The organism is Xanthocytophaga flava (assembly GCF_030068545.1).
In the GTDB taxonomy this organism is placed as follows: domain Bacteria; phylum Bacteroidota; class Bacteroidia; order Cytophagales; family 172606-1; genus Xanthocytophaga; species Xanthocytophaga flava.
In genome coordinates this window covers 31,711-53,660 of the sequence record NZ_JASJOR010000042.1, presented here as the reverse complement: position 1 = coordinate 53,660, position 21,950 = coordinate 31,711, and the positions used below count along the sequence as shown (strand labels likewise).

The window sequence follows — 21,950 nt, the reverse complement described above, 5'->3', positions numbered from 1 at the left end:
TTTACCTTACATACTAAAAATTCATTATTCACTTCGTAAAGACTTCACCGGATTGGCTAATGCAGCTTTTATTGCTTGAAAACTTACTGTGAACAAGGCTATTGCTAACGCCAGTACACCTGCAACTATAAACACCCACCATTGAATATCAATCCGATAGGCGAAATCCTGCAACCATTGATTCATAATGTACCAGGCTAATGGCGAAGCGATAACAAATGCCAGTACCACCAATTGTATAAAGTCTTTGGAAAGCATAGCCACAATATGTGTGACAGAAGCCCCTAATACCTTACGAATACCAATTTCCTTGATTTTGGTTTCGGCTGTGTAGGTTGCCAGTCCAAATAGACCCAAACAGGAAATAAAGATGGCGATGCCTGCAAAAATATTGAAGAGTGTACTGATGCGTTGTTCGGTTTTGTATAGTTGGTCAAACTCTTCATCCATAAATGTGTACTTAAATTCAAAATTTGGGTTGTATTGCTTCCAGATCTTCTCTACAGCAGCAATAGTCTTTGATGCGTCCTGTGACGTGGTTTTGACGCACCCTATTTGCCACCAGTTAGGATTGTAAAAAAATATGACAGGTTCAATTTTCTGATGCATAGACGCAAAATGAAAGTCTTTCACTATACCTGCTATGATTCCTTTGCGTTCATGAAAGGAAAATCGTTTGCCAATAGGATCTTTGATACCCATACGTTTGATAGCGGTTTCATTCAGAATATAGCGCCCGGAATCAGCTGGAGTATTGAAAAATCCCTCTCCAGCTACCAGTTGGAGGCCAAGTAGGTCAAACAAATCTTTATCACCAGATAGCTGATTGATAATAAACTCCCGTTTGGGTTCTTTTCCTTCCCAGTCGGTGTCACCAGAGGAACTTCCAAGAGACACAATGTTCTGGCTGGCAAATCCTACTTTCTTTATTTCAGGTTTCTTATTTAGCTGATTCTTAATCGCATCCAGATGTTTATACATTTCACCACGCAAGCTAAACTGCAGGATATTTTCCTTGTTGTATCCAAGTTCCTTATTCTGAATATAGGAAAGCTGTCTGCCAACAATGATGGTTCCAATTATCATAGTAATGGAAAGTGTAAACTGTATGGTTACCAGTATCTTGCGGAATGCAGCATTGTTTCCTCCTACCGAAAATTTGCCTTTCATAATTTGTAGCGGCTGGAATGAGGACAACAGGATAGATGGATAAATTCCGGCAACGAATAATGTAGCGGCAAAGGTGACTCCTAGTATAAGCAGAATGGTAGGGTTAAACAGATTGAACGTCATTTGCTTGTCAGCAATCTGATTATAAACTGGCATCAGCAGAAAGATGAACACTAATGCCAGGAATAAAGCTATAACAAAAATCATGGCTGACTCACCCAAAAACTGACGGAATAACTGAATTGTATTGGCACCAATCACTTTACGCACGGCTACTTCTTTGGCACGTTTAGTAGCACGGGCTGTAGATAAGTTGATATAATTAATACAGGCGATAAGTAAAATGACAATAGCTACAATCGTAAAAATCCGTACAGATTGGATACCTGCCTCTGTCCCATCTGCATTATACAAATGAAATTTTGAAAGTGGCAGAAACGAATAATGCATATTGCTTGTAAATGCATTGGGTTGGTTTTTCTGATGTATCTTTGTCAGCTTCTGTGCTACTTTTTCAGGTGAGGAACCGGATTTCAGATAAAACCAGGTTATATAGTTATAGTTTCCCCAATCTCCCTCCATGCCATTGGGCTCATATTTACGGTCGTACCGTTCATCAACCACTATAAACGGCATGAACCACTCTCCGCGAAAACTTTGGGAGGCAGTAGCAGGTATATTATCAATAACACCACTTACCACATAATTGTCTTTGTCGTTTACCTGAATGATTTTTCCCATTGGATCATCTGCCCCAAAATACTTCTCAGCTATCTTTTCTGTAAGGATAATAGATCGATTATTGGGAAAAGGATTTTTTGCATTGCCTTTGATAAGTGGAAAATCAAAAACACTGAAAAATCCAGGATCCACGTAGATGCCATTGTGTTCTGTAGATACCTTTTCCTGAAAACGGAAAAGAGTAGTATTCCAGATGCGCGTAGTACGAATAGCATCACTTATTTCAGGAATTTCCCGTTTGCCAAATGACGCTATGGGTGCAGGTGAATTTCCCCAGGTTTGTGTCTTACCATCTATTTTAAAGTTGGCTGCTATCAGATATATGTCTGGTGTATTCTTGTGAAACGAGTCAATACTCAATTCATCCTGTACCCAGAGCAGCATCATAAGACCTGCAGTTAGTCCTACTGCCAGCCCGAAAATGGTGAGAAATGAGTAAACCACATTTTTACTCAGATTCCGGAAAGTGGTTATGATATAGTTATACAGCATAGATAGAGCAGTTAGTATAAGGGTCAGATTTTAAAATAAAGAACTCCTAACTTAGATGCACTATCTGAGTTAGGAGTTGCTTCAGAGAAAATAATTATTCACTTCTCAATGATCGGGTTGGATTCATCAGAGCAACTTTTACAGATCGATAGCTTACTGTTAGTGTGGCAATTAGGACTGTGAAGCCAATCGCTATCCCAAAGATGTCAGGTCCAATGGATACCTTGTACTTAAAGTCCTGAAGCCAACTGTTCATTGTCCACCATGCCAAGGGCGCTGCAATGACAAATGCTATGGCAATCAGTCTGACAAATTCTTTTCCAAATAGCCACAATACATGGCCTGTCGTAGCTCCCAATACCTTGCGAATACCGATTTCCTTGGTTTTTTGTGCGGCCATAAATGATACCAGTCCATACAAACCCAGACAGCCAATAAAGATTGCAATCCCCGCAAAGGCTTGAATAAGCTGGAGCATGATATCGTCCAGTGCATAAAATTCTGCAATTTTTTCGTCCAGGAAGGAATGGCTGTATACATACTCAGGATAGGTTTCATTCCACACTTTTTCCATAGCTGCCAGCGTTGATTTTATATTGGCAGGATGTATCTTAACAGCACAGTTATTATACATGTCGGAAACAGACATTATACAAATTGGACTAATATCTGTACGGAAAGAATAGTTGTAGAAATCATTTACTACGCCCACAATAATGCCTTTCTGATGATCTCCATTCACGCTTATGGGTTTACCTATTACATCCTGAGGAGATTTAAGACTCAGTTTCTTCACAAAGATCTCATTTACGAGAAATTCCCGTGCTGTATCAGATGGAAAAATATTGCGTCCTGCAACCAGTTTTAATCCAAAGGTCGTTACATATTGGTCATCAGCATCTTTGCGGTTAATCCCAAACTTCTCTCCTTCCGGTCTGTTATCATAGCGGATATCTGTATTGTTATTAGAGGTTGCAGCTGGGGCCTGGAAGCAAAAGGATACATTGTTCACTCCTGACACTTCAGAAAGACGGGTACGTAAGGTATTCATCTTTACCTTGTCTGAAACAGGTACAGGCAACATGACAACGGACTCTTTTGTGAATCCCAGATCGGATTCTTTGGAATACCGCATTTGGTTGGCAATAACAATAGTGCCAATAATAAGAGCTTGTGAGATAGCAAACTGAGATACTACCAATATTCGTCTCAAAGAAAATCCTCCCACGTGTTTTTGTGAAATTTTTCCCTTTAAAGCTAATATAGGTTGAAAGCCAGCGAGTACCAGGCCCGGATACGACCCTGACAGAAAAATCACCACACCTAGCAAAATAAACAGAAAGACAGACAGATAAATATCCTGAAAGAGATTGATAGACAGTTGACTCTCAAACAATCCGTTTATATAAGGTAGTGCAAGGTTAGCCAGTAAATAGGCTATAAGAATAGCTACAAAAGAAATTAGCGCAGTTTCTGAGATGAATTGCCAGAATAACTGTGCTGGCTGGCTTCCCAGTACTTTGCGTACCCCGACTTCTTTTGAACGATTTAAGGCCTGAGCTGTTGCCAGGTTCACGAAGTTAACACATGCAGTAATGATCAGAAATACACCTATCCAGGCCAGTGCCCACAGATTCTTTTTTTCGACATACCCATCCATATTGGGATTAAAGTGAATGTCGGCTATTGGTTGTAATCTGAATTGAAATCCGGTTGCATCTTTTCCTTTATAATATTTTTTAGACATACCTGGTAGCGCCTTTTCTACTGTTGCTTCTGTAACTCCTGGTTTGAGAAGGACAAAACATTGCAGATCGCTGTACACACCACCCCAGCTATCATCCGCTGCAAGGAATTTGCTTTGATCTTTCAGATTGGAGTAGGAAAGAAAAATTTCGTGACGACGGTCGGTGTTAGGAGGTAGATCCTGTAGTATTCCGGTAATCTTAAAATCCAGCTTATTATCAAAGCGGATTACCTTACCAATAGCATTCTCACCTGGGAAATATTTGTCTGCCAGTTTTTGTGTAATGACAGCTGAATTAGGTTGAGTCAAGGCAGTTTTTTTATCTCCTTCCAGGAAAGGAAAATCGAGTATATCAAAATATTGAGGTTCGGTGAATGCAACTCCTGCTTCTTCTTCAAATTTCTTATTTGTTTTTGAGGAAGGAATAGAGATCAACGCATCATGAAAAGCTGTCACCCGGGCTACTTTTTCTGCAAAGGTAAAATCTTCCCGAAAAGCCTTTCCTGCCGGAGCAGGTACTCCCTGTGTGTATCCCATTTCTTCACCATGAAATTCTGTAACCATGCGATAGATTCGGTCTGCCTTGGTGTGGAAGGTATCAAAGCTCAGATGATACTTGATCATCGCAAAAATCAGAATGCTGCAGGTAATGCCCAATGCCAGACCAAGGACATTAATAGTCGCATACGTTCTGTGGCGCTGCAGGTTTCGCAAAGCAATTTTGAAGTAGTTGCGTAGCATAGTCTTGAATGTGCTAGTGTTTGTTTATCTCGTGAAGATCTGTTGCAAACAGCTTACCAAATTTAAAAAAGGCTAATCTTGAGATATACAGACCCTGGATTTGTATATACAGGCGAAATAAGTGTCCATTTCCGAACATTCATTGTTCAGTTACGTACACTAAAATGTATAAATAGTTTTCATTTTTTATACATTTTATTTAGAAGTCAATAGTATAAAAAAAGGATTGGGTAATGCCCAATCCTTTTATCGTTGCAGTATAAATTAATCGACTTATTCGCTTCGTAGTGATTTCACCGGATTGATAATAGCTGCCTTGATAGCTTGAAAACTTACCGTCAATAAAGCTATAATCATTGTCAGTATACCTGCAGCTGCAAATATCCACCAGGAGAGATTTATCCGATAGGTAAAATCCTGCAGCCATTTATCCATAGCATACCAGACTATAGGGGTGGCAATCAGGAATGCAATAAATACAAGTTTGACAAAATCTCTGGAAAGCAACATAACCACATCCCCTATAGAAGCACCCAATACTTTGCGAATACCTATTTCCTTGGTGCGCTGTATAGCTGTATAAGCTGCCAGTCCAAACAAGCCCAGACAGGCCAACACAATAGCCAGAGAGGCGAACAACGTGAATATCTTACCAGTCCGCTGCTCAGAACTATACATCTGATTAAATTCATCATCCAGGAAGTGGTATTCAAAAGGGTAGTGAGGTGCTAGTGCCTGCCATTTTCCTTTGATAAACTCTATTGTTTCAGGTAGTTGCTGGCCCGACAGTTTTACCATCATAACACCATAGCTTTCTTTTTGCGGAAAAATTACCAGAGGCTCAATTTTCTGGTGCATAGAGGCAAAATGAAAATCTTTCACTACTGCCTTTATTTCTCCTTCTTTATTCAAAACCATACGTTTTCCTATTGCCTCGTCTACCTTCCAACCCAATGCTTTTACTGCGGATTCATTGACAATGTAGTGATACCTGTATTTGTCATAATCATCGCCTGACACATCATTCATGTCTGTTTCTGAAAAATTGCTCCCGGCAATGATTTGCAATCCTAGCGTTTTCACAAAATCCTCATCTACAGGGATAGCGGTTACATACATGCTTTGTGACTCCTGCATATCCGGTCTCCGCATACTATATCCACCTTCAATAAAGGTAGGGGTTTCGTAGGCAAGTGTAATAGATTGAACGTTAGGATTGCGTTTAAATTCTGTTTTAATGGTTGAGATACTCTTTTGGATCTTACCATCCGAAGGTAACACAAGTATATGGTCTTTGTTATAACCCAGCTTTCGGTTTTGAATAAAGGTAAGTTGCCCCTGAATGGTAAAGGTTGCGATGATCAGGAAGATAGAAATCGCAAACTGAAAGACAATAAGCGACTTTCTAAGCCATAAGCCCGAACCAGATGTTTTGTAATCACCTTTTAAAACCTTGATAGGCTGAAATTTGGAAAGTAATAATGCCGGATAACTACCCGCAAGCAGACTAATCACGACTCCGGCTAGCACCAGTCCAACCAACGTGGTAGGCTGAGCCAGTACACTCAGTGAGATAGATTGTCCTGACAATACAGCAAAGTAGGGAAGCAAAAGAGCTGTTAGTCCTACACTTAAAAGAATAGAGACACTGGTAATAATACCAGACTCACCAATAAATTGCCAGAAAAGCTGATGACGTACAGCTCCAAGTACTTTGCGCATACCAACTTCGCGGGCACGTTCCAGTGAGCGGGCAGTGGTAAGGTTTACATAATTGACGCAGGCAATACCCAGAATCAGGAATACGATAGCACCAAAGATATAGATATAGGTAATGCTATTATTAGGCTCCAGACCACCAACTTCGGAATGTAAGTGTACCCTGGTAAGAGGCTCCAGTTCATAGGTAAGATAATTTCCATCTGTAGCACCTGTTTCTGCTGCCTGAGTTTTCATGTATGGCGTAATCTTTGACTGAAGTGTCTGGATTGCATGTGCATCTTTTAGTAAAAAATAGGTTGTGTAGTTGGCATTAAACCAGGTTTCCGGTTTTGTAGCAGCGGATAGGGAGGCAAAGGAAGCTACGAATTCAAACTGTATCTGTGAGTTGGATGGAACATTTCCAACTATACCCGTAACCATATAATCTTTCTTTCCGGATGATAATATTTTACCGATAGGGTCTGTATTGCCAAAGTATTTTTTAGCAGAGGCTTCGGTAAGTACAATTTTATCGGGTCCTGCCAGTGCTGTCTTCGGATTACCTTGTAGCAGAGGAAAAGAGAATATATCAAAAAAGGTAGAATCTGCAAAAAGAAACTGTTGTTCTTCAAAGAGTTTATCTTCATACTTTAGAACAGACGCATATTTCATCAATCGGACACCTGACTCTACTTCAGGAAAAGTTCTTTTAAAGGCAGGGGCTACTTTGGTTCCTGTCACACTTACTTTTGTTACGGTTGTGCCCATTTTATACTCCATCACCACACGTGCAATCCGATCACGATTCTGGTGAAAGTTATCATAGCTTAACTCATGCTGGACATATAAACTGATCATCAGACAACATGTAAGACCTATAGACAGGCCAAAGACAGTAATCAGAAAAAAAGCTTTATTCTTCCATAAATTTCTTAATGCAATAGTTACATAGTTTCGTATCATTCCGATAAGATGGTTTTAATATGGGTAAAAAAGAATCTTCCACTTCGTTTTTGAAGTGGAAGTGATGTGTTTAGAAAATACCTGTTGTGTAAATGTCTACAATACTGCGACTCCTTTCTTGCGGAAAGTAATAGGAACAAACTCATCTGTCGGGGTACCAATGTAATACAGAGTCCAGTCCTGGTCGTATTTGGCAAGCATTTGTTTAATGCAATCGGCGCGATCAATGACCGGTATGTGACAGTCTTCCCAATAGAAAAGTTCTACCCGATACTGAAGTTGCTGTTTTTGACCATTGATAGTGACTTCGATTTCAATATCCTGCTTGCCTGGAAGCGAAGGAATTGGGACTGCGATGTGTGCCATAATTGGATGTACATTTATAGTGAAACTACCGACCTCGCAGTTTACAGTAGCCATTGCAAAAGCCTTTCAGGACAAGAAAGGTATGTTGCGCAACAAGGATTCCCTGGCGTGGGAATCCTTATGAGTCTAATGACCAACTATAAACGAAAATATATTATACGTGGAAGTTTTCAGTTACTACTTTACCATCAAACAGGTTAATAGTTCGGTGTGCAAAGCCTGCATCGTAGGGTGAGTGAGTCACCATTATGATAGTGGTTCCCGCCTCATTCAGGCTGCGCAATAATTTCATTACCTCTTCACCATTTACCGAATCCAGGTTACCTGTAGGCTCATCGGCCAATATCAGTTTTGGATTCGCTACCACGGCACGGGCAATGGCGGTACGCTGTTGCTGACCACCGGAAAGCTGTTGCGGGAAGTGGTTGCGACGGTGCATCATATTCATACGCTCCAGTGCTTCTTCTACCTTCTTCACACGTTCACTGGCAGGAACTTTCAGATACAACAATGGTAGCTCCACGTTTTCATATACTGTAAGTTCATCAATCAGGTTAAAGCTTTGGAATACAAAACCTAGTGAACCCTTCCGTAATCTGGCACGTTCGCGTTCGGATACTTTGGCTACTTCATGTCCGAAGAAATGGTATTCGCCTTCACTAGGGTTGTCGAGCAAGCCCAGGATATTTAGCAGGGTTGATTTGCCACAACCAGATGGTCCCATCATGGCAACAAACTCGCCATCGTTAATTTCCATGCTAACTCCGTTGAGCGCAGTGGTTTCGACTTCGTCAGTCGTAAATACTTTCTTCAGGTTTCGGGTAGAGATCATGTGAGTGCAGAAATATAGAAATGAGTGAATGATTTTATGTTTTACCTGTGCTCTGAAACAAAGCACAGGTGTCTGATTTTATTTATCCAGTACCAGCACTTCGTTGTCTCCGAAGTTTTCATAGGAAGATGTGATTACTTTCTCTCCTACATTCAAACCTTCCAGTACTTCATAGTATTCCGGACTCTTACGGCCTAAAGTAATATTACGTTTGGTAGCACGTTTGCCACTTTCATCCAGTACATATACCCAGTTACCACCTGTAGTACTGAAGAATCCTCCTGTTGGCAATAAGATAGCTGATTCTGCTTTACCCAATTCCAGGCGAACTGGAGACGACTGACCACGTTTGATTCCTTCCGGTGCTCCTTTGGTAAAGATCATATCCACTTCAAAACGTCCATTTTTTACTTCAGGAAATATTTTGCTGATAGTAAGTTCGTGGGTTTTTCCGTTAAAGTCAAATTCTCCTCTCAAGCCGAGATATATTCGTGAAATATAGTGCTCATCTATCTGTGCACGCATTTTGAATCCATTCAAGTCGTCAATCTGACCAATGTTCTGACCGGCATTGATGTTTGTACCTACTTCTACATCTATCGTAGAAAGCTGGCCAGCTACAGGTGCTTTTACATACAGGTTGCTTAGGTTATCCTGCATCATTTTCTGGTTACGGTTGGTGCGAGCTAGTGTTCCTTCCAGTTGTTTGATCTGAGTTACAGCGTTTTGTTCCTGGAATTCCTGTGATTCTATTTCAATTTCACGTTGTCTTACCAGTTGATCGTAATCATTTTTAAATTTAAAGAAATCCTGCTCAGAAATTAATTTGTCTTTTACCAGTTTCTTATTTCTTTCATACAGATCCTTTGCCTGACCAATTTTGAAATCCAACTCTGATAATGTCCGACGCAGTTCAAAACGTTTTTGTTTCAGTGTTAATCGTGTATTCTGTAACTCGTTGATCAAACGATACATCTCTGTTTCATGGTTTACAAAGTCCATCATCAGACGGTGGTTTTGTAATTGCAGAATGGTATCACCTCTTTTTACCATATTACCACCATCCATATACTTGCGGTTTACATAACCACCTTCAATAGCGTCCAGACGAATTGTCTTAAGAGGTTGTACTACTCCTGTCACCGGGATAGTCTCTGTAAAAGCAGATTTCGAAACAGTAGAAACTGTGATTTTATCTGATTCTACATTCAGTTTCGATTTATTGTTAGCGAATAGAAGGCTATATATAGCAAAGACTCCAAATAAGGATGCAGCCCCGATGTAAGCAATTTTTTTTGGCGTCCACTTCTTTTTTTCAATCTTGCGATCCATGACGTAATAGAAATTTATGGTAATTAGTAAGTATGATTCTAAGTTATTCTGTTGGTAAGACTAATGCCAATTGCTGTGCCAAAAATAAAAAGACCGTTTTTGTGCGAAATTAGCCACTTTAAAGGCTATATATTTGTTCGACTGCGAACAAGCATGTCCGAAAGCGGACAGTGGTGTAACAGATTGTTTGAACAAACTGGTTAAACGGATCTTTTTGCTGAGATAGACCTATATATTTAAGGTTATACATGCTTGATTATAAAGAAGAAAGTGAAGGGGTTTATTTGGAAAACTTTCATTATCACTTAGCTTGCAATGTCTTATTGCAAACAGAAAAAATACACTCAGAACGCAGGTATATAAATGACAGATATTGTTATGAATAAAATTATACAGGTAGGTATGGCCGCCTACGGAATGTCTGGTAAGGTTTTTCATGGTCCTTTACTCAAATCACTTGGTGGCTTCTGGCTCAAAAAGATTGTAGAACGTACTTCAGAGAAGTCGAAAACCGATTTCCCGGAAACTGTAAGAGTAAAAACATGGGATGAAATCTTATTTGACCAAAACATAGAACTGGTTGTAGTGAATACACCCAATGCACACCACTTTGAAATGTGTAAGCAGGCTCTTCAGGCTAATAAGCATGTGGTAGTTGAAAAACCTTTTACTGTTACCAAAGAAGAAGCCCGAAAGCTAATAGAGCTGGCAAAACAGCAAAACAGGGTACTTACTGTGTTTCAGAATCGTCGGTGGGATGGTGATTTTCTGACGGTGCAACAAGTCGTAAAACAAAATCTGCTGGGTAAACTGGTGGAGTTTGAGGGCCATTATGACCGGTATCGAAATTATGTAGAAGCCAATACCTGGAAGGAAGAAACTGGTCCGGGATCAGGTATTTTATACAATCTGGGGTCACACATGATTGATCAGGCACTTGTCTTGTTTGGGATGCCTCAGGCTGTAACCGCAGAACTCCGGGCACAACGCCCTGGAAGTAGTATTGATGACAGCTATCATCTGATACTCCATTATTCAGATATTCGGGTTATTCTGAAATCCAGTTATCTGGTGCGTGAACAGGGACCTCGTTATATATTGCATGGTACAGACGGTTCATTTTTAAAATGGGGTATTGATCCGCAGGAAGATGCACTGAAAGCAGGCCGCCTTCCACTGGAACCTAACTGGGGAGCAGAGCCGGAAAGTGAATGGGGTGTACTAAATACTACTTACAATGGACTGCATTATAAAAGCAAAATAGAAACTCTGGCAGGTAATTACCGGCATTTCTATGAAAATGTGTATGATGCCATTGTTCATAATGCTCCACTAGATGTAAAGCCAGAAGAAGCTCTTCAGATAATTCAGATTATTGAAGCTGCTTATCAGAGTCATCAGGAAAAACGAACTATAGATCTGTAATGTATGAAAATAGGAAACATGAATCATCTTGGATTTTAGATGAGAGTAAAACCCAAGCCTATGTTTTTGAAAATATGGTCTTGGGTTAATTTTTGAGAATTAATCTCTCCTCATTTGTCTATTGTCACTTACATTACTCTTCTTGTGACTTCTTCATTTTTTGCTTGCCCAAAAAAGGACAATAAATGAGAATTTGTTGGGCCAGGATGTGTGCTAGCCGCAAAAAAGGGCACTTTTCTCCGATCCTTCCGCCCGCAGGCCAAAGGCCAACCTCGCGGAGAAAAGAATGCCAACGCACCTTCACTACCACACACGATTGAAGGCATCACAACTCTCTTTGTGACATGTATTATCCTTTCTCAATAGCATTCTTTACTCAAAATTCGGGATGACTCATGTTTTTGTTTGTAGACAATCAGAATACTGATTATGTTCTGCAATTATCAGCATTCTGATATTTTAAAAATTTAACTGGATTTCCAGTCATTAACAGACATGACCTAAACTCCGGTCAAAAACATAAAGTGAACAGAGTTTAGGTCAAAATAAAAATTGACCATTATTCGAATATTTTTATGAAGTGATCACTATTTAGGTCAAAAAGAGAAATGATTCGAATAATGGTCAAAAGCATTTTCATCTACTAACCAGTATAAACATTTTTGTTGAGGATGGTTGAACAGATTTCGAATCATTATTGAAAGTAGTCAAAATGTTTTTCAGTAACGTGTCCATATTTCTCTCAAGTGACATCCCATTGCTTTCTCAATCTGTTGAAGATTTTGTATAGATAATTCTGTTTCCAGATCTCGAATAATTATCATAAACCTTGAAAAACCTGATGGCATTTTATAGTCTAAACTATTGAGTGAAGTTTCCCTGCTACAGCATGGTGTAGTAAATGTTAGATCTCTAAATCTAGTATTATATGCTGCATCCATTGCATCCTGCCATATTTCTATTTTAACTACATCACCACACAAATGACAATGAACGTTGGTAAAATATTGTCCTGAATCAATGAATATAGTTTCTTCTGTTATTACTAATTCAATTTCTTTAGAAGGAAATAAGATATTGAGTAATGCCTTTGTAGTTTGTTGCTTGGTATTTGTAGGTACATGAGATGGGTCGAATGGAATAAGGTGTAGGATGGTAGTTGACATCTAAGAAAAACTAAATTTGCCTATAAGAACATTTCGCATAAATATAAAAATTGTCTGATAACAGACTGGAAGAAAGATACACCCTAAAATTACACATCCCATTTCACACTTTCTACGTATCTTGCATGGATACTCTATCACAATCACAAATCTGAAATTGTATGTGTGGCATTACAGGTGTTTATGCATTTAATGAAATAGGTCGGTTTTTTCATATTAATCTATGGAATGCTACAGAGGCATTAAGCCTGCGAGGGCCTGACAGAGGCAATACATTTACACATAATTATGTAGGACTCGGGCATCGGCGGTTATCTATTATTGATACCAGCAGTGGAGGCAATCAGCCCATGACAGATGACGAAGAACGGTATACTATCGTTTTCAATGGAGAGATCTTCAACTTTCTGGAACTGCGGAAAGAGCTTGAGCAACATGGCGTGTCATTTCAGTCCACTTCAGATACAGAAGTACTGCTGCAACTATATAAGCGTGAGGGCGAACGTTGTCTGAATCGTCTGAATGGTTTTTTCGTATTTGCGATTTATGACAAACAGGATGAAAGTCTGTTTATTGCCAGAGACCGTTTTGGAGTAAAACCGCTGGTTTATACAGTAGATGAAGATCGTTTGTTGTTTGCATCTGAAATGAAGGCTTTGTTTGTGTTTGGGTTCCCAAAGAAAGTGGATTATGCTTCACTGCAACAATACCTGCAACTTAACTATATTCCTGCTCCCAATACGATCTTTAAGGATGTAAAGAAGCTTATGCCCGGACATTTTATAAAGATCAAAGGCAGAGAAGTTTCCGTAAAACAATGGTATAATCTGCCTGAACAAGTTAAATCCAGGAAAACGTATACAGGCAGCTACGAACAAGCACAAAAGGATCTTGCTTCACTATTGGATGCTTCTGTACAACGTCGTATGATTGCCGATGTGCCTTTGGGTGCATTCCTTTCTGGTGGGATAGATTCATCTGTGATTGTAGCTCTGGCTTCACGACATACACAGCACCTCAATACATTTTCTATTGGCTATCGGGATGAACCATTTTTTGATGAAACCAAGTATGCCAATCTGGTAGCTAAGAAGTTTAACACCAACCATACTGTGTTTTCACTCAGCAATGACGATTTGCTGGACGGACTGTATGACATGCTGGATTACACTGATGAGCCTTTTGCTGACTCTTCTGCATTGGCAGTCTATATTCTGAGTAAACGTACACGTAAGAAAGTAACTGTTGCCTTAAGTGGAGACGGAGCGGATGAGATATTTGCTGGTTACAACAAACATGCAGCAGAGTTTCGTGTGAGAGAAGGAGGGTGGCAGAATAGTGTCATTGCCGGGTTGAAAGGTCTATGGGATGCATTGCCTAAGTCCCGTAGTTCTGCATTGGGTAATAAGGTACGCCAGCTACAAAAGTTTGCAGAGATTACAGCCATGTCACCTAGTGATCGGTACTGGCGTATGGCTACATTTACAGGTGAAGCCCAGGCGAGTGCATTACTTAACTTACCCGAGTCTGAAAAGACTGAACAGGAACTGAATACTCGCAGGAAAGCTTCCTTGCAACACCTGCTCACAGACAAAGACTTTAATGATTTTCTGCTTACGGATGTAGATCTGGTGCTCACCAACGATATGTTGACCAAGGTAGATATGATGAGTATGGCAAACAGTCTGGAAGTACGTAATCCGTTTCTGGATTATACAGTGGTAGAATTTGCCTTTTCATTGCCTACCAGCTACAAAATTGATAGTGGAATGAAGAAAAAAATTGTGCAGGATGCCTTCCGGAATGAATTACCGTCCGAACTATACAAACGTCCTAAACATGGATTCGAAGTTCCTTTGCTAAAATGGATGCGTAATGAGCTGAAAAGTTTGATTACCAACGACCTGTTGAATGACGACTTCATTGCTGAACAAGGCATCTTCTCGGTAACAGAGATTCGCAAATTGAAAGAGAAGCTCTTTTCCTCTAATCCGGAAGATGTGCATGCCCGTATCTGGGGATTGATTGTATTTCAATACTGGTGGAAGAAAAATATTGGGGTCTCAGTAGCTAAATAGATAGTGGAACATGGGAATAGCTCAGAAAAAAGAGGCTGGAAAGTATACTTCCCAGCCTCTTTTTTTGTCTTACCTTAGATATTATGCTTCCTGCATGATCATACGCTGACGGGCAGCTACAACCTGCTCATGGAAACGAATGGCATCCTGCATATAGCTTGTGGCAAATGCTTCAGATGGTTCATTTTCGTTGATTTGCAGGATATAGGTTTTAAAATCAGTAGGTAGTGTAATGGTACCTGTCTGGACAGCATGTGTATCAAAATCTTTCATAATGCCATGCTGTGAGTTACAGTTTACATTCTGAGTTAACAGAAATGCCTTAGCAGAGCTAACCATAGCGGCATAGCTATGATAGATGCTGTCGGCGTAAGCTTGTAATTCGAAGGCTTCCTTAGCCCAGGCTAATTTCTCTTCAGACTCGTAGAATAAGGTTGATACAAGGTCAATTACTACACCCGCACACTCTCCTACACCAATTGCTGTTTCAAAGTTTTCTGTTTTCCCCCAGTCTACATAATCCAGTGGAGACAGGTTATCCAGATTAGCCAGCGGTTTCAGCAGTTTATAGAAGTAGTCTTTACCCTGACGGCGGTAATAGTTGTTGAAATATTCACCATCCGCTGCATTAGCTTCGTAGTCATTGATTAACCAACGCAATACATCCGGACCACGACGGCTAGGAACTTTTATTACCTTGTCACCAATACTTCCTATTCCATTTCCTTCTATACCACCACCCAGCATCACCTGAAGAGCTGGTAATACGGCCGCACCTTTCTTTACAGAACTTCCGTGGAAACCTATCTGACAGGCACTATGCTGAGCACAACCATTCATACAGCCACTGATCTTGATTTTGATATCTTGGTTGTGAATCAGATCCGGATACTCTTCGTTCATTACACGTTCCAGTTCTGCACTGATACCGGTACTACTGGAGATTGCCAGGTTACAGGTATCTGTTCCCGGACAGGCAGTCACATCCGCTGTACTGTCAAATCCTGGTTCTGCCAAGCCAATTTCGTCCAGAGCTGCGAATACATAGGGTAGGTATTTCGGACGCACATATTTTAATAGTAAACCTTGGTTAACAGTTACCCGAACATCATCTGCTGCATACGTCTCTACAATAGGAGCCAGCTTGCGAACTATCACAGTAGGAATATCTCCCAGATGTACTTTGATTTGTACACCATAAAATCCTTTTTGCTTTTGCTCGAATACGTTGGTTGCATACCAGTCTTTGTATTTTTTTGTAGCCGTAACCTGAGCAATGTCCAGCGATTTAGCACTTTCCGGAATATTGTTTTCAGGAGCCGGTTCTGGCTGGCCTACCGCTGTGGTATCGACCTGAAAAGATTTGTTTTTCAGTGCCTTTTGTTCCTGAGCTACCAGTTCCATGAAGGTTTCAAAGCCTAGCTCTTCAATCAAAAACTTAAGACGGGCTTTGTGACGGCGGTTCCGCTCTCCATATCGGTCAAAGATACGTACTACCCCTTCTGTAAAAGGAATAAATTTATCTTCTTCCAGAAACTCATAGGCCACAAACGCCAGATAAGGCTGTGCGCCTAATCCTCCGCCAAGCATTACCTTAAAACCGCGAACTTCTTTGCCATTTTCGATCTTTACTTTTGGGATCAGGCCGATATCGTGCATAAAGGTAAAGCCTGTATCTTTATCGCTGCTTGAAAATGCTATTTTGAATTTACGACCTAGTTCCTGACTGATAGAATTCCGAAGGAAATACCGGAACATCGCATCTGCATAGGGTGATACATCAAACGGCTCTTCCGGATCAATGCCGGCATTGGCAGAGGCTGTTACGTTACGAACGGTATTACCACAAGCTTCACGGATTGTAATATCATCGTGTGCTAGTTTTGCCCATAACTCAGGTGTTTTGTCCAGACTTACAAAGTGAATCTGGACATCCTGACGGGTAGTCAGGTGCATATTTCCGGTTGCATATTCATCAGATACATCAGCAATCCGTAGCATCTGCTTGACAGTCATTTTGCCAAATGGCAATTTGATACGGATCATCTGTACACCGGGCTGACGCTGGCCGTATATACCACGTACCAACCGTAGACTACGAAACTTCTCATCGTGGATTTTTCCTTCACGAAAAAGCGCGATCTTTTTTTCCAGATCTATGATCTCTTTTTCAACCAGCGGGTTCTCCAGTTCGGTTCGGAAACTTTGCATGATACTATAAAAATTGGGATGTTATGAATTGCATTTACTTAAACTGTCACTTCTGTTCGAAGACTTTTGTTTGTTGATAGCACTAGTAAAAAATAAGCCCTTTACAATGGCAAAGGGCTTGTGTTAGAATATAAAATATTGGATAGCAAGCCCTGCTATGACAACTCAGGACAACAACAGGACTTATATATATTTTCTACTACTAGTTTCATGTTTCTATTTAGTCTATAAACTTAATGAGGTTTTATGTGCAAACAAAATATCTATCCATTTTTTTTAAGAAAATGGGATAGAGAAAGTATAAGTTATGAGAAAAATTTAATTTAAGCAATAAAAAACAAAAAACTCTTTAGACTTCTCCATAGGTATACTATACAATGCTTTTGTCTGAGATAACGAAGATGGAAAGATTTTCAAACATAAGACCCTATGCTTTTAATAGAGCATAGGATCTTATACTGATAGATACGTCTAATATCCAGAATTTGAAAAATACTTTCTTTCAGATAGAATTCGTTAGGCCGAAATCACAGATTGAGTAAGAATATCCTTTTGTACAGTCATCAGATGTTTAAACGATTGGTCAAATACTTCACTGCCTTTGCCCAGTATATCATAGGATTGATGTATAAACTGATTGTACACCTCTCCTGTAAAGTCAGTAAGTACATTCGTTAGAGGCTCTTGAAGCAGTTGTAAGCGCAACGTAACCTGGTTGGGATTGGCTGCAGGCTGAACCAGTTTTTCTGAATCCAGCAGTATTTGTTCCAGATTGCCATGCAATGAAATAGTCTCTTCCTTGAGTTGATTGAAGTTATCTTCTACCCAGTGTTGTTGCAATGATGCCCAGTACTGTACCATTTGTAATCGGGAGCGAAAATCCATCAGTTTCCGAAAGAAAGTCTGCAACTCCAGATGATTCTTCATGGCCTGTTTGTATACATCGGCTTGTTCCTGAGATTGCTCTAATGCTTTGAGATAATAAAATCGGAATACAGTTTCATCCTGACGCTGCATCCATTGTTGCTGCTCTTGTACCTCCTGCTCTAATTGAGTAAATAAATGGTTACTGTCAGAAACGTGGTATTTCTTTCCATCAAAATCAAAGGTGCGAGCTTGTGTATGACCATCACGTAGATTGGCTAGTATATCCAGGTCGTTTCGGTTATTGTTGTATGAAGTTATCTTCTCTTTTATTTCGTCACTAAAGAGTTGATCAATACTGGAAGGCACAGACAATGTTGTGTTTTGTAATGATGTCTCTACATCAAATACTTCCAGATAACGATTGTCATAATAGTCATTATACATTGGATCTGGCTGTTCCTTCTGTATATATTCCATAATCATTTTCTGAGCTTCATCTGCCTGCTTTTCTTCACCCTTTTCTGCTTCAGAAATTTCTGTGCTATACAGCAATTTGGTTAGTCTTTGTTGAATGGCTTCTACGTTGCCAAACAGAACCCAGGGAGATTGTTGGTCAATGACCGTATCTACAGGTGTTCTGAAAATATTGGCTTCACGTTCTGATAAACTTGGGTGAGAAGCCCATTGGTCTTTGATATACACACGTGATGCCTGGGTATGTTTTTTCAGCATCTCGTCACTGATAACTGGAAGATCGTCAACCTGTTGTAGTTGAAATGCATTTGCCAGATAAGCAATCATACCTTTGTGATTCACAAAGGCATTGTTAGTATGAATTTTCTCCTCTGCCAGACGGTTCAGTTGATGTATGGTGGATTGGTAAGCCGAACTACCAAACTGGATTCTGCGTAATGCACTGCTAATGGCTTTCGAACCCGCCAGGCTAACAGCTATTGAATCTGCGTGGTATTCCATTTCGCGGGAAAGGCTCATATAGGCCAGATTTATTTGTTCAAATGCCTTGCGTAAAATCCAGCGAACACCCTGAACCAGGCGGAACGTTATAACTGCAAACCAGCTGAATACGCCTCCAACCTCTGCCCACTTGACAAGCGTAGCATCCCAGTTATCATATTCATAGATCAAATCATACAGAATGTGATTGACAGTGTATGTATAGCTACCCAGCTTCATACTACGCTGTGAAAAATGACCAAACTCGTGAGCTAATACAGCCTTAAACTCACTTATATTTAGTGAATTTACCAGTCCTAAACCTATTTCAAGATTTTTTGACACAGGAAAGAAAAGGCTTAAAAAGCTGGAGTTGTAAAACACGCAGGCGTTGACATCCGGACTCAGAAACACGCTTTTGGGTTTGGGTGCTTTCACATCGGCTGCGACCTGATAAATAAAGGTGAATAACTCAGGATAGTCTTTTTCGAAAATTTCTACCCGTTGTGGATTTTCGTTGTGTCGGGTTTTAAAGATGAACTTAATCAGAAACCAGCAGAACATAACGGTTAACGCTACTATACCCCCACCAGCTCCTATAGTTAGTAAATTAACGCGTAGGGAAATGATAAAAAGGCCTACTATAACTCCATAATAGAGCATAAAGACAGAGGCCACAAGTAGAAGAATGTATAGTAAGATAAAGAGCACAATACCTACCATTACTTTGCCAATATTGGCAGCATAGGCTTTGGATGGTTGTGTCAATGAAGGGGGTACATTCTGAGGAGAGGGTGGGTAAAACAGAGACATGTATTTTAGTAGTAAAATTGATAACTCGCTTTTAATACCAAAATAGCAACGGATGTAAATATATGTAGAAAAAAAAAAGAGTATGTAAGAATGTACTTTTTTGTTAAGTTACTGTGAGTTATGAATTACGAAGAAACGGATATAGGATTGCATATCTCATGGCTACTCTGTACGAGGTCAGAAGGGTAAGAAGCGGGTCGGTTGCGGGTCAGATGTAAGCCATTGGTAATCAGCTAGGGTAAGAAGGGGTAAGAATATTTTCTAGTCTACGTGTGTTATATATATAATATAAAAAGAAAATACTAAATATAGCATATACTAACCCTTTCTGTTCCTATTCTTCTGCTACCGTTTCGCTCTAAACATCTTACCCTTCTTACCCGCATTGATTATCAATCACTTAGATCTTGCCCGCAACTTACCCGCATCCGACCCTTCTTACCCCTTAGCATCTATCTGCTTGAAACAGTAACTGTATAAGTAAATACATAATCTCCATTAAAAAGTATGTGTACTACATACGTTCCTTTGTGGGCAAAGACATAATCTATTGTAGTAAGTCCTTCAGCGTCTGTGTATAGTTTCGGATTGACAGAAATTGTTCGGCTGCCCTGTACAAGCTGTAGCTCTACTTTTTTTATTTCCAGACCGCTTCCTTTATTAAAACGAAAAGAAAACTTTTCTCCCTTTGTGGCTGTAGCAGTAAACGTTTCCGGGTAAACAGGTAAAGCATTATATGGAAATAGTTTTTTATAAATGAGAGGACCATTTAGGAATTGGTGTAATGTCGGTTTTTCTTTCAGCAAAGTCCAGACGGTATCCAATGGATAATGATTGCGAACAAACAATGCCGGAGGAGCCAGGAAATAGGCTTCATCAAATTGAGAGATAAATTGTTTTTGTTCCGAATCAATCACCCCACTAGACCAGGTGGCGTCACAGAGATACCATTGGTTGGCAAGATACACGGCATTCCAGGAATGATTGGGTATGCCTGTACCACCAATGTTTGCATCAACGGTTCGTCCATAACCATCTATTATTTTACAGGTAATACCTGCCTGAAAACAGAGTTCTTTAACCAGATAAGCATAGCCGGAGCAAATGGTCTTATGATCATGCAGTAGTCGTCGGAAGAAATAAGGATTGGATTGTGTATTCCACTGCTCAAGTTCTTCTGGTTTATCATTTAGCTTCTCCCGTTTCGCTTTATTTTTTACATAGAAGCTATAGTCGCTTTCAATGTTGTCACATACCCATCTGAAAATAGCTCTGAACTTATCTACATCCGTATCCAGAGGGTTGGTGAGTTTATCTGCCAGTTCTTTTAAGTTGATAAGCGAATGATTGGGATACAGAGCAGCCATACTATCTGCCTTGGCAAAATCATTCGCTTTATCATCTGTAATCTGGGCCTTCAGATTGAAAGAAAAACAGAAGCAACAGGATACTATAAGAAGGGTACTCTTTACAGGAAGCCAGGAAAAAGCAATCATCAGAATATAGACTTTACCTTTTGCCAGAAGTTACTGAGACCAGATGGTTTGGCTTTATAGTGGTCATTTACAGCTACTGCACCCATTAAAGTTACACTATCAAGAGATAAAGTCATTTCAAAGGTAGCTGGTGTATTTTTAGTGATAACATATTCCCGCATTTCGTATCCAATGAAGCTGAAAGTCAAAACATCTCCTTCTTTTAGGTCTTTAGGAAACTGAAATTTTCCGTTCGCATCAGTTGTGGTACCCACAGAGGAGCCCTTCAGAACGATACTTACTCCTGGAAGTGGTTCATTATTATCTCCTTTTACTATACCTCTTATTGTATAACCAGGATTATCTGAGATGTCTTTTCCAGTATGTTCTTGTGGTAACTGAACAGATGTAAATGTTTTTTCTGCCAGGTTTTGAGAATAGCCGTGCTTGTCTGCAAAAAGCAATAGTAAACCCAAAGCTCCAGCCTGAACCAGGCTTCGGCGGGGACGGGTAACAGACCTATTTTTTACGGTATAGGTTTTCAACTGATCTGGGCGGAAGCGGCCACAGGTGTAGGCTGGTTTGTTTTTGAAAAAATCCAGTACCTCCTGATCACTCATTTGGGTAAAATCAATTACGTTTTTACTACAGGAACCACAGAAGCCACCCTGAGAGGTAGGTGTAAAATGTTCCCATTTTTCAGTACATGGATTGGCGATAGATAAGGAGATCGTATTTTTCATAAAAAGACCAGGTTTTTTCATAGAAGATGCCTGATCCACACAAATTCCATAAAATATATTGTAGAAATTCTATGATTTTATGGATCTCTAAACTATGATTATACTAAAAGTCTGAGAATGAATCATAACTTTC

The 21,950-nt window shown here is 40.0% G+C and carries 13 protein-coding genes; 2 read left to right on the top strand and 11 right to left on the bottom strand.

All coding sequences use genetic code 11. The features are described 5' to 3' along the window. Positions 1–24: 24 nt before the first annotated feature. The 6 genes from QNI15_RS35390 to QNI15_RS35365 form a co-directional block, all read right to left on the bottom strand. Positions 25–2,403, bottom strand: a complete 2,379-nt coding sequence (locus QNI15_RS35390; RefSeq protein WP_314036601.1) for an ABC transporter permease — start codon at positions 2,401–2,403, stop codon at positions 25–27. Between the two features lie 94 nt (positions 2,404–2,497). Further along, entirely contained in the window at positions 2,498–4,891 is a 2,394-nt protein-coding gene (locus tag QNI15_RS35385) for an ABC transporter permease (RefSeq protein ID WP_314036599.1), read from the bottom strand. 273 nt (positions 4,892–5,164) lie between these two features. Further along, on the bottom strand, positions 5,165–7,555 hold the full coding sequence (locus QNI15_RS35380) for an ABC transporter permease (RefSeq protein WP_314036597.1): 2,391 nt from the start codon (positions 7,553–7,555) through the stop codon (positions 5,165–5,167). A gap of 96 nt (positions 7,556–7,651) precedes the next feature. Next, positions 7,652–7,921, bottom strand: coding sequence for a hypothetical protein (locus QNI15_RS35375; protein WP_313981116.1), 270 nt, complete (start codon positions 7,919–7,921; stop codon positions 7,652–7,654). A 154-nt stretch (positions 7,922–8,075) separates the two neighbouring features. Then, positions 8,076–8,753, bottom strand: coding sequence for an ABC transporter ATP-binding protein (locus QNI15_RS35370; protein ID WP_313981118.1), 678 nt, complete (start codon positions 8,751–8,753; stop codon positions 8,076–8,078). Between the two features lie 78 nt (positions 8,754–8,831). Continuing rightward, entirely contained in the window at positions 8,832–10,085 is a 1,254-nt protein-coding gene (locus QNI15_RS35365; RefSeq protein ID WP_313981120.1) for an efflux RND transporter periplasmic adaptor subunit, read from the bottom strand. A 378-nt stretch (positions 10,086–10,463) separates the two neighbouring features. On the opposite strand from QNI15_RS35365, the gene QNI15_RS35360 reads away from it, so the two are divergent. After that, entirely contained in the window at positions 10,464–11,510 is a 1,047-nt protein-coding gene (locus QNI15_RS35360; RefSeq protein WP_313991877.1) for an oxidoreductase, read from the top strand. A gap of 719 nt (positions 11,511–12,229) precedes the next feature. Here QNI15_RS35360 and QNI15_RS35355 read toward each other — a convergent pair. Next, on the bottom strand, positions 12,230–12,676 hold the full coding sequence (locus QNI15_RS35355; RefSeq protein ID WP_314036595.1) for a hypothetical protein: 447 nt from the start codon (positions 12,674–12,676) through the stop codon (positions 12,230–12,232). Between the two features lie 161 nt (positions 12,677–12,837). Between QNI15_RS35355 and asnB the strand changes: the two genes are divergently transcribed. Then, the gene (gene asnB, locus QNI15_RS35350) at positions 12,838–14,754 is read left to right on the top strand and encodes an asparagine synthase (glutamine-hydrolyzing) (RefSeq protein WP_314036594.1); all 1,917 of its coding nucleotides are present in this window, start codon (positions 12,838–12,840) and stop codon (positions 14,752–14,754) included. Positions 14,755–14,835: 81 nt separating this feature from the next. On the opposite strand, the gene QNI15_RS35345 is transcribed toward asnB, so the two are convergent. The 4 genes from QNI15_RS35345 to QNI15_RS35330 all read right to left on the bottom strand — a co-directional run bounded on the left by QNI15_RS35345 (position 14,836) and on the right by QNI15_RS35330 (position 21,817). Beyond that, positions 14,836–16,965, bottom strand: coding sequence for a HEPN domain-containing protein (locus QNI15_RS35345; protein WP_314036592.1), 2,130 nt, complete (start codon positions 16,963–16,965; stop codon positions 14,836–14,838). Between the two features lie 516 nt (positions 16,966–17,481). Then, positions 17,482–19,599 carry a M48 family metallopeptidase gene (locus QNI15_RS35340; RefSeq protein WP_314036590.1) on the bottom strand — a complete coding sequence of 706 codons (2,118 nt, stop codon included), beginning with the start codon at positions 19,597–19,599 and terminating at the stop codon, positions 17,482–17,484. Between the two features lie 452 nt (positions 19,600–20,051). Beyond that, positions 20,052–21,095, bottom strand: a complete 1,044-nt coding sequence (locus tag QNI15_RS35335; protein WP_314036588.1) for a transglutaminase domain-containing protein — start codon at positions 21,093–21,095, stop codon at positions 20,052–20,054. Then, positions 21,095–21,817 carry a carboxypeptidase-like regulatory domain-containing protein gene (locus QNI15_RS35330; protein WP_313991895.1) on the bottom strand — a complete coding sequence of 241 codons (723 nt, stop codon included), beginning with the start codon at positions 21,815–21,817 and terminating at the stop codon, positions 21,095–21,097. Before QNI15_RS35330 ends, QNI15_RS35335 begins: the two co-directional genes overlap by 1 nt. Between the last annotated feature and the right edge of the window lie 133 nt (positions 21,818–21,950).

What these genes read in the sequence shown, in the direction of transcription:
- QNI15_RS35390 (WP_314036601.1), bottom strand. Translation starts at nt 2,403, where the DNA reads ATGCTGTATAACTATATCATAACCACTTTCCGGAATCTGAGTAAAAAT.
- QNI15_RS35380 (WP_314036597.1), bottom strand. Translation starts at nt 7,555, where the DNA reads ATGATACGAAACTATGTAACTATTGCATTAAGAAATTTATGGAAGAAT.
- QNI15_RS35330 (WP_313991895.1), bottom strand. Translation starts at nt 21,817, where the DNA reads ATGAAAAATACGATCTCCTTATCTATCGCCAATCCATGTACTGAAAAA.
- QNI15_RS35340 (WP_314036590.1), bottom strand. Translation starts at nt 19,599, where the DNA reads ATGTCTCTGTTTTACCCACCCTCTCCTCAGAATGTACCCCCTTCATTG.
- QNI15_RS35335 (WP_314036588.1), bottom strand. Translation starts at nt 21,095, where the DNA reads ATGATTGCTTTTTCCTGGCTTCCTGTAAAGAGTACCCTTCTTATAGTA.
- QNI15_RS35355 (WP_314036595.1), bottom strand. Translation starts at nt 12,676, where the DNA reads ATGTCAACTACCATCCTACACCTTATTCCATTCGACCCATCTCATGTA.
- QNI15_RS35345 (WP_314036592.1), bottom strand. Translation starts at nt 16,965, where the DNA reads ATGCAAAGTTTCCGAACCGAACTGGAGAACCCGCTGGTTGAAAAAGAG.
- QNI15_RS35385 (WP_314036599.1), bottom strand. Translation starts at nt 4,891, where the DNA reads ATGCTACGCAACTACTTCAAAATTGCTTTGCGAAACCTGCAGCGCCAC.
- asnB (WP_314036594.1), top strand. Translation starts at nt 12,838, where the DNA reads ATGTGTGGCATTACAGGTGTTTATGCATTTAATGAAATAGGTCGGTTT.
- QNI15_RS35365 (WP_313981120.1), bottom strand. Translation starts at nt 10,085, where the DNA reads ATGGATCGCAAGATTGAAAAAAAGAAGTGGACGCCAAAAAAAATTGCT.
- QNI15_RS35370 (WP_313981118.1), bottom strand. Translation starts at nt 8,753, where the DNA reads ATGATCTCTACCCGAAACCTGAAGAAAGTATTTACGACTGACGAAGTC.
- QNI15_RS35360 (WP_313991877.1), top strand. Translation starts at nt 10,464, where the DNA reads ATGAATAAAATTATACAGGTAGGTATGGCCGCCTACGGAATGTCTGGT.
- QNI15_RS35375 (WP_313981116.1), bottom strand. Translation starts at nt 7,921, where the DNA reads ATGGCACACATCGCAGTCCCAATTCCTTCGCTTCCAGGCAAGCAGGAT.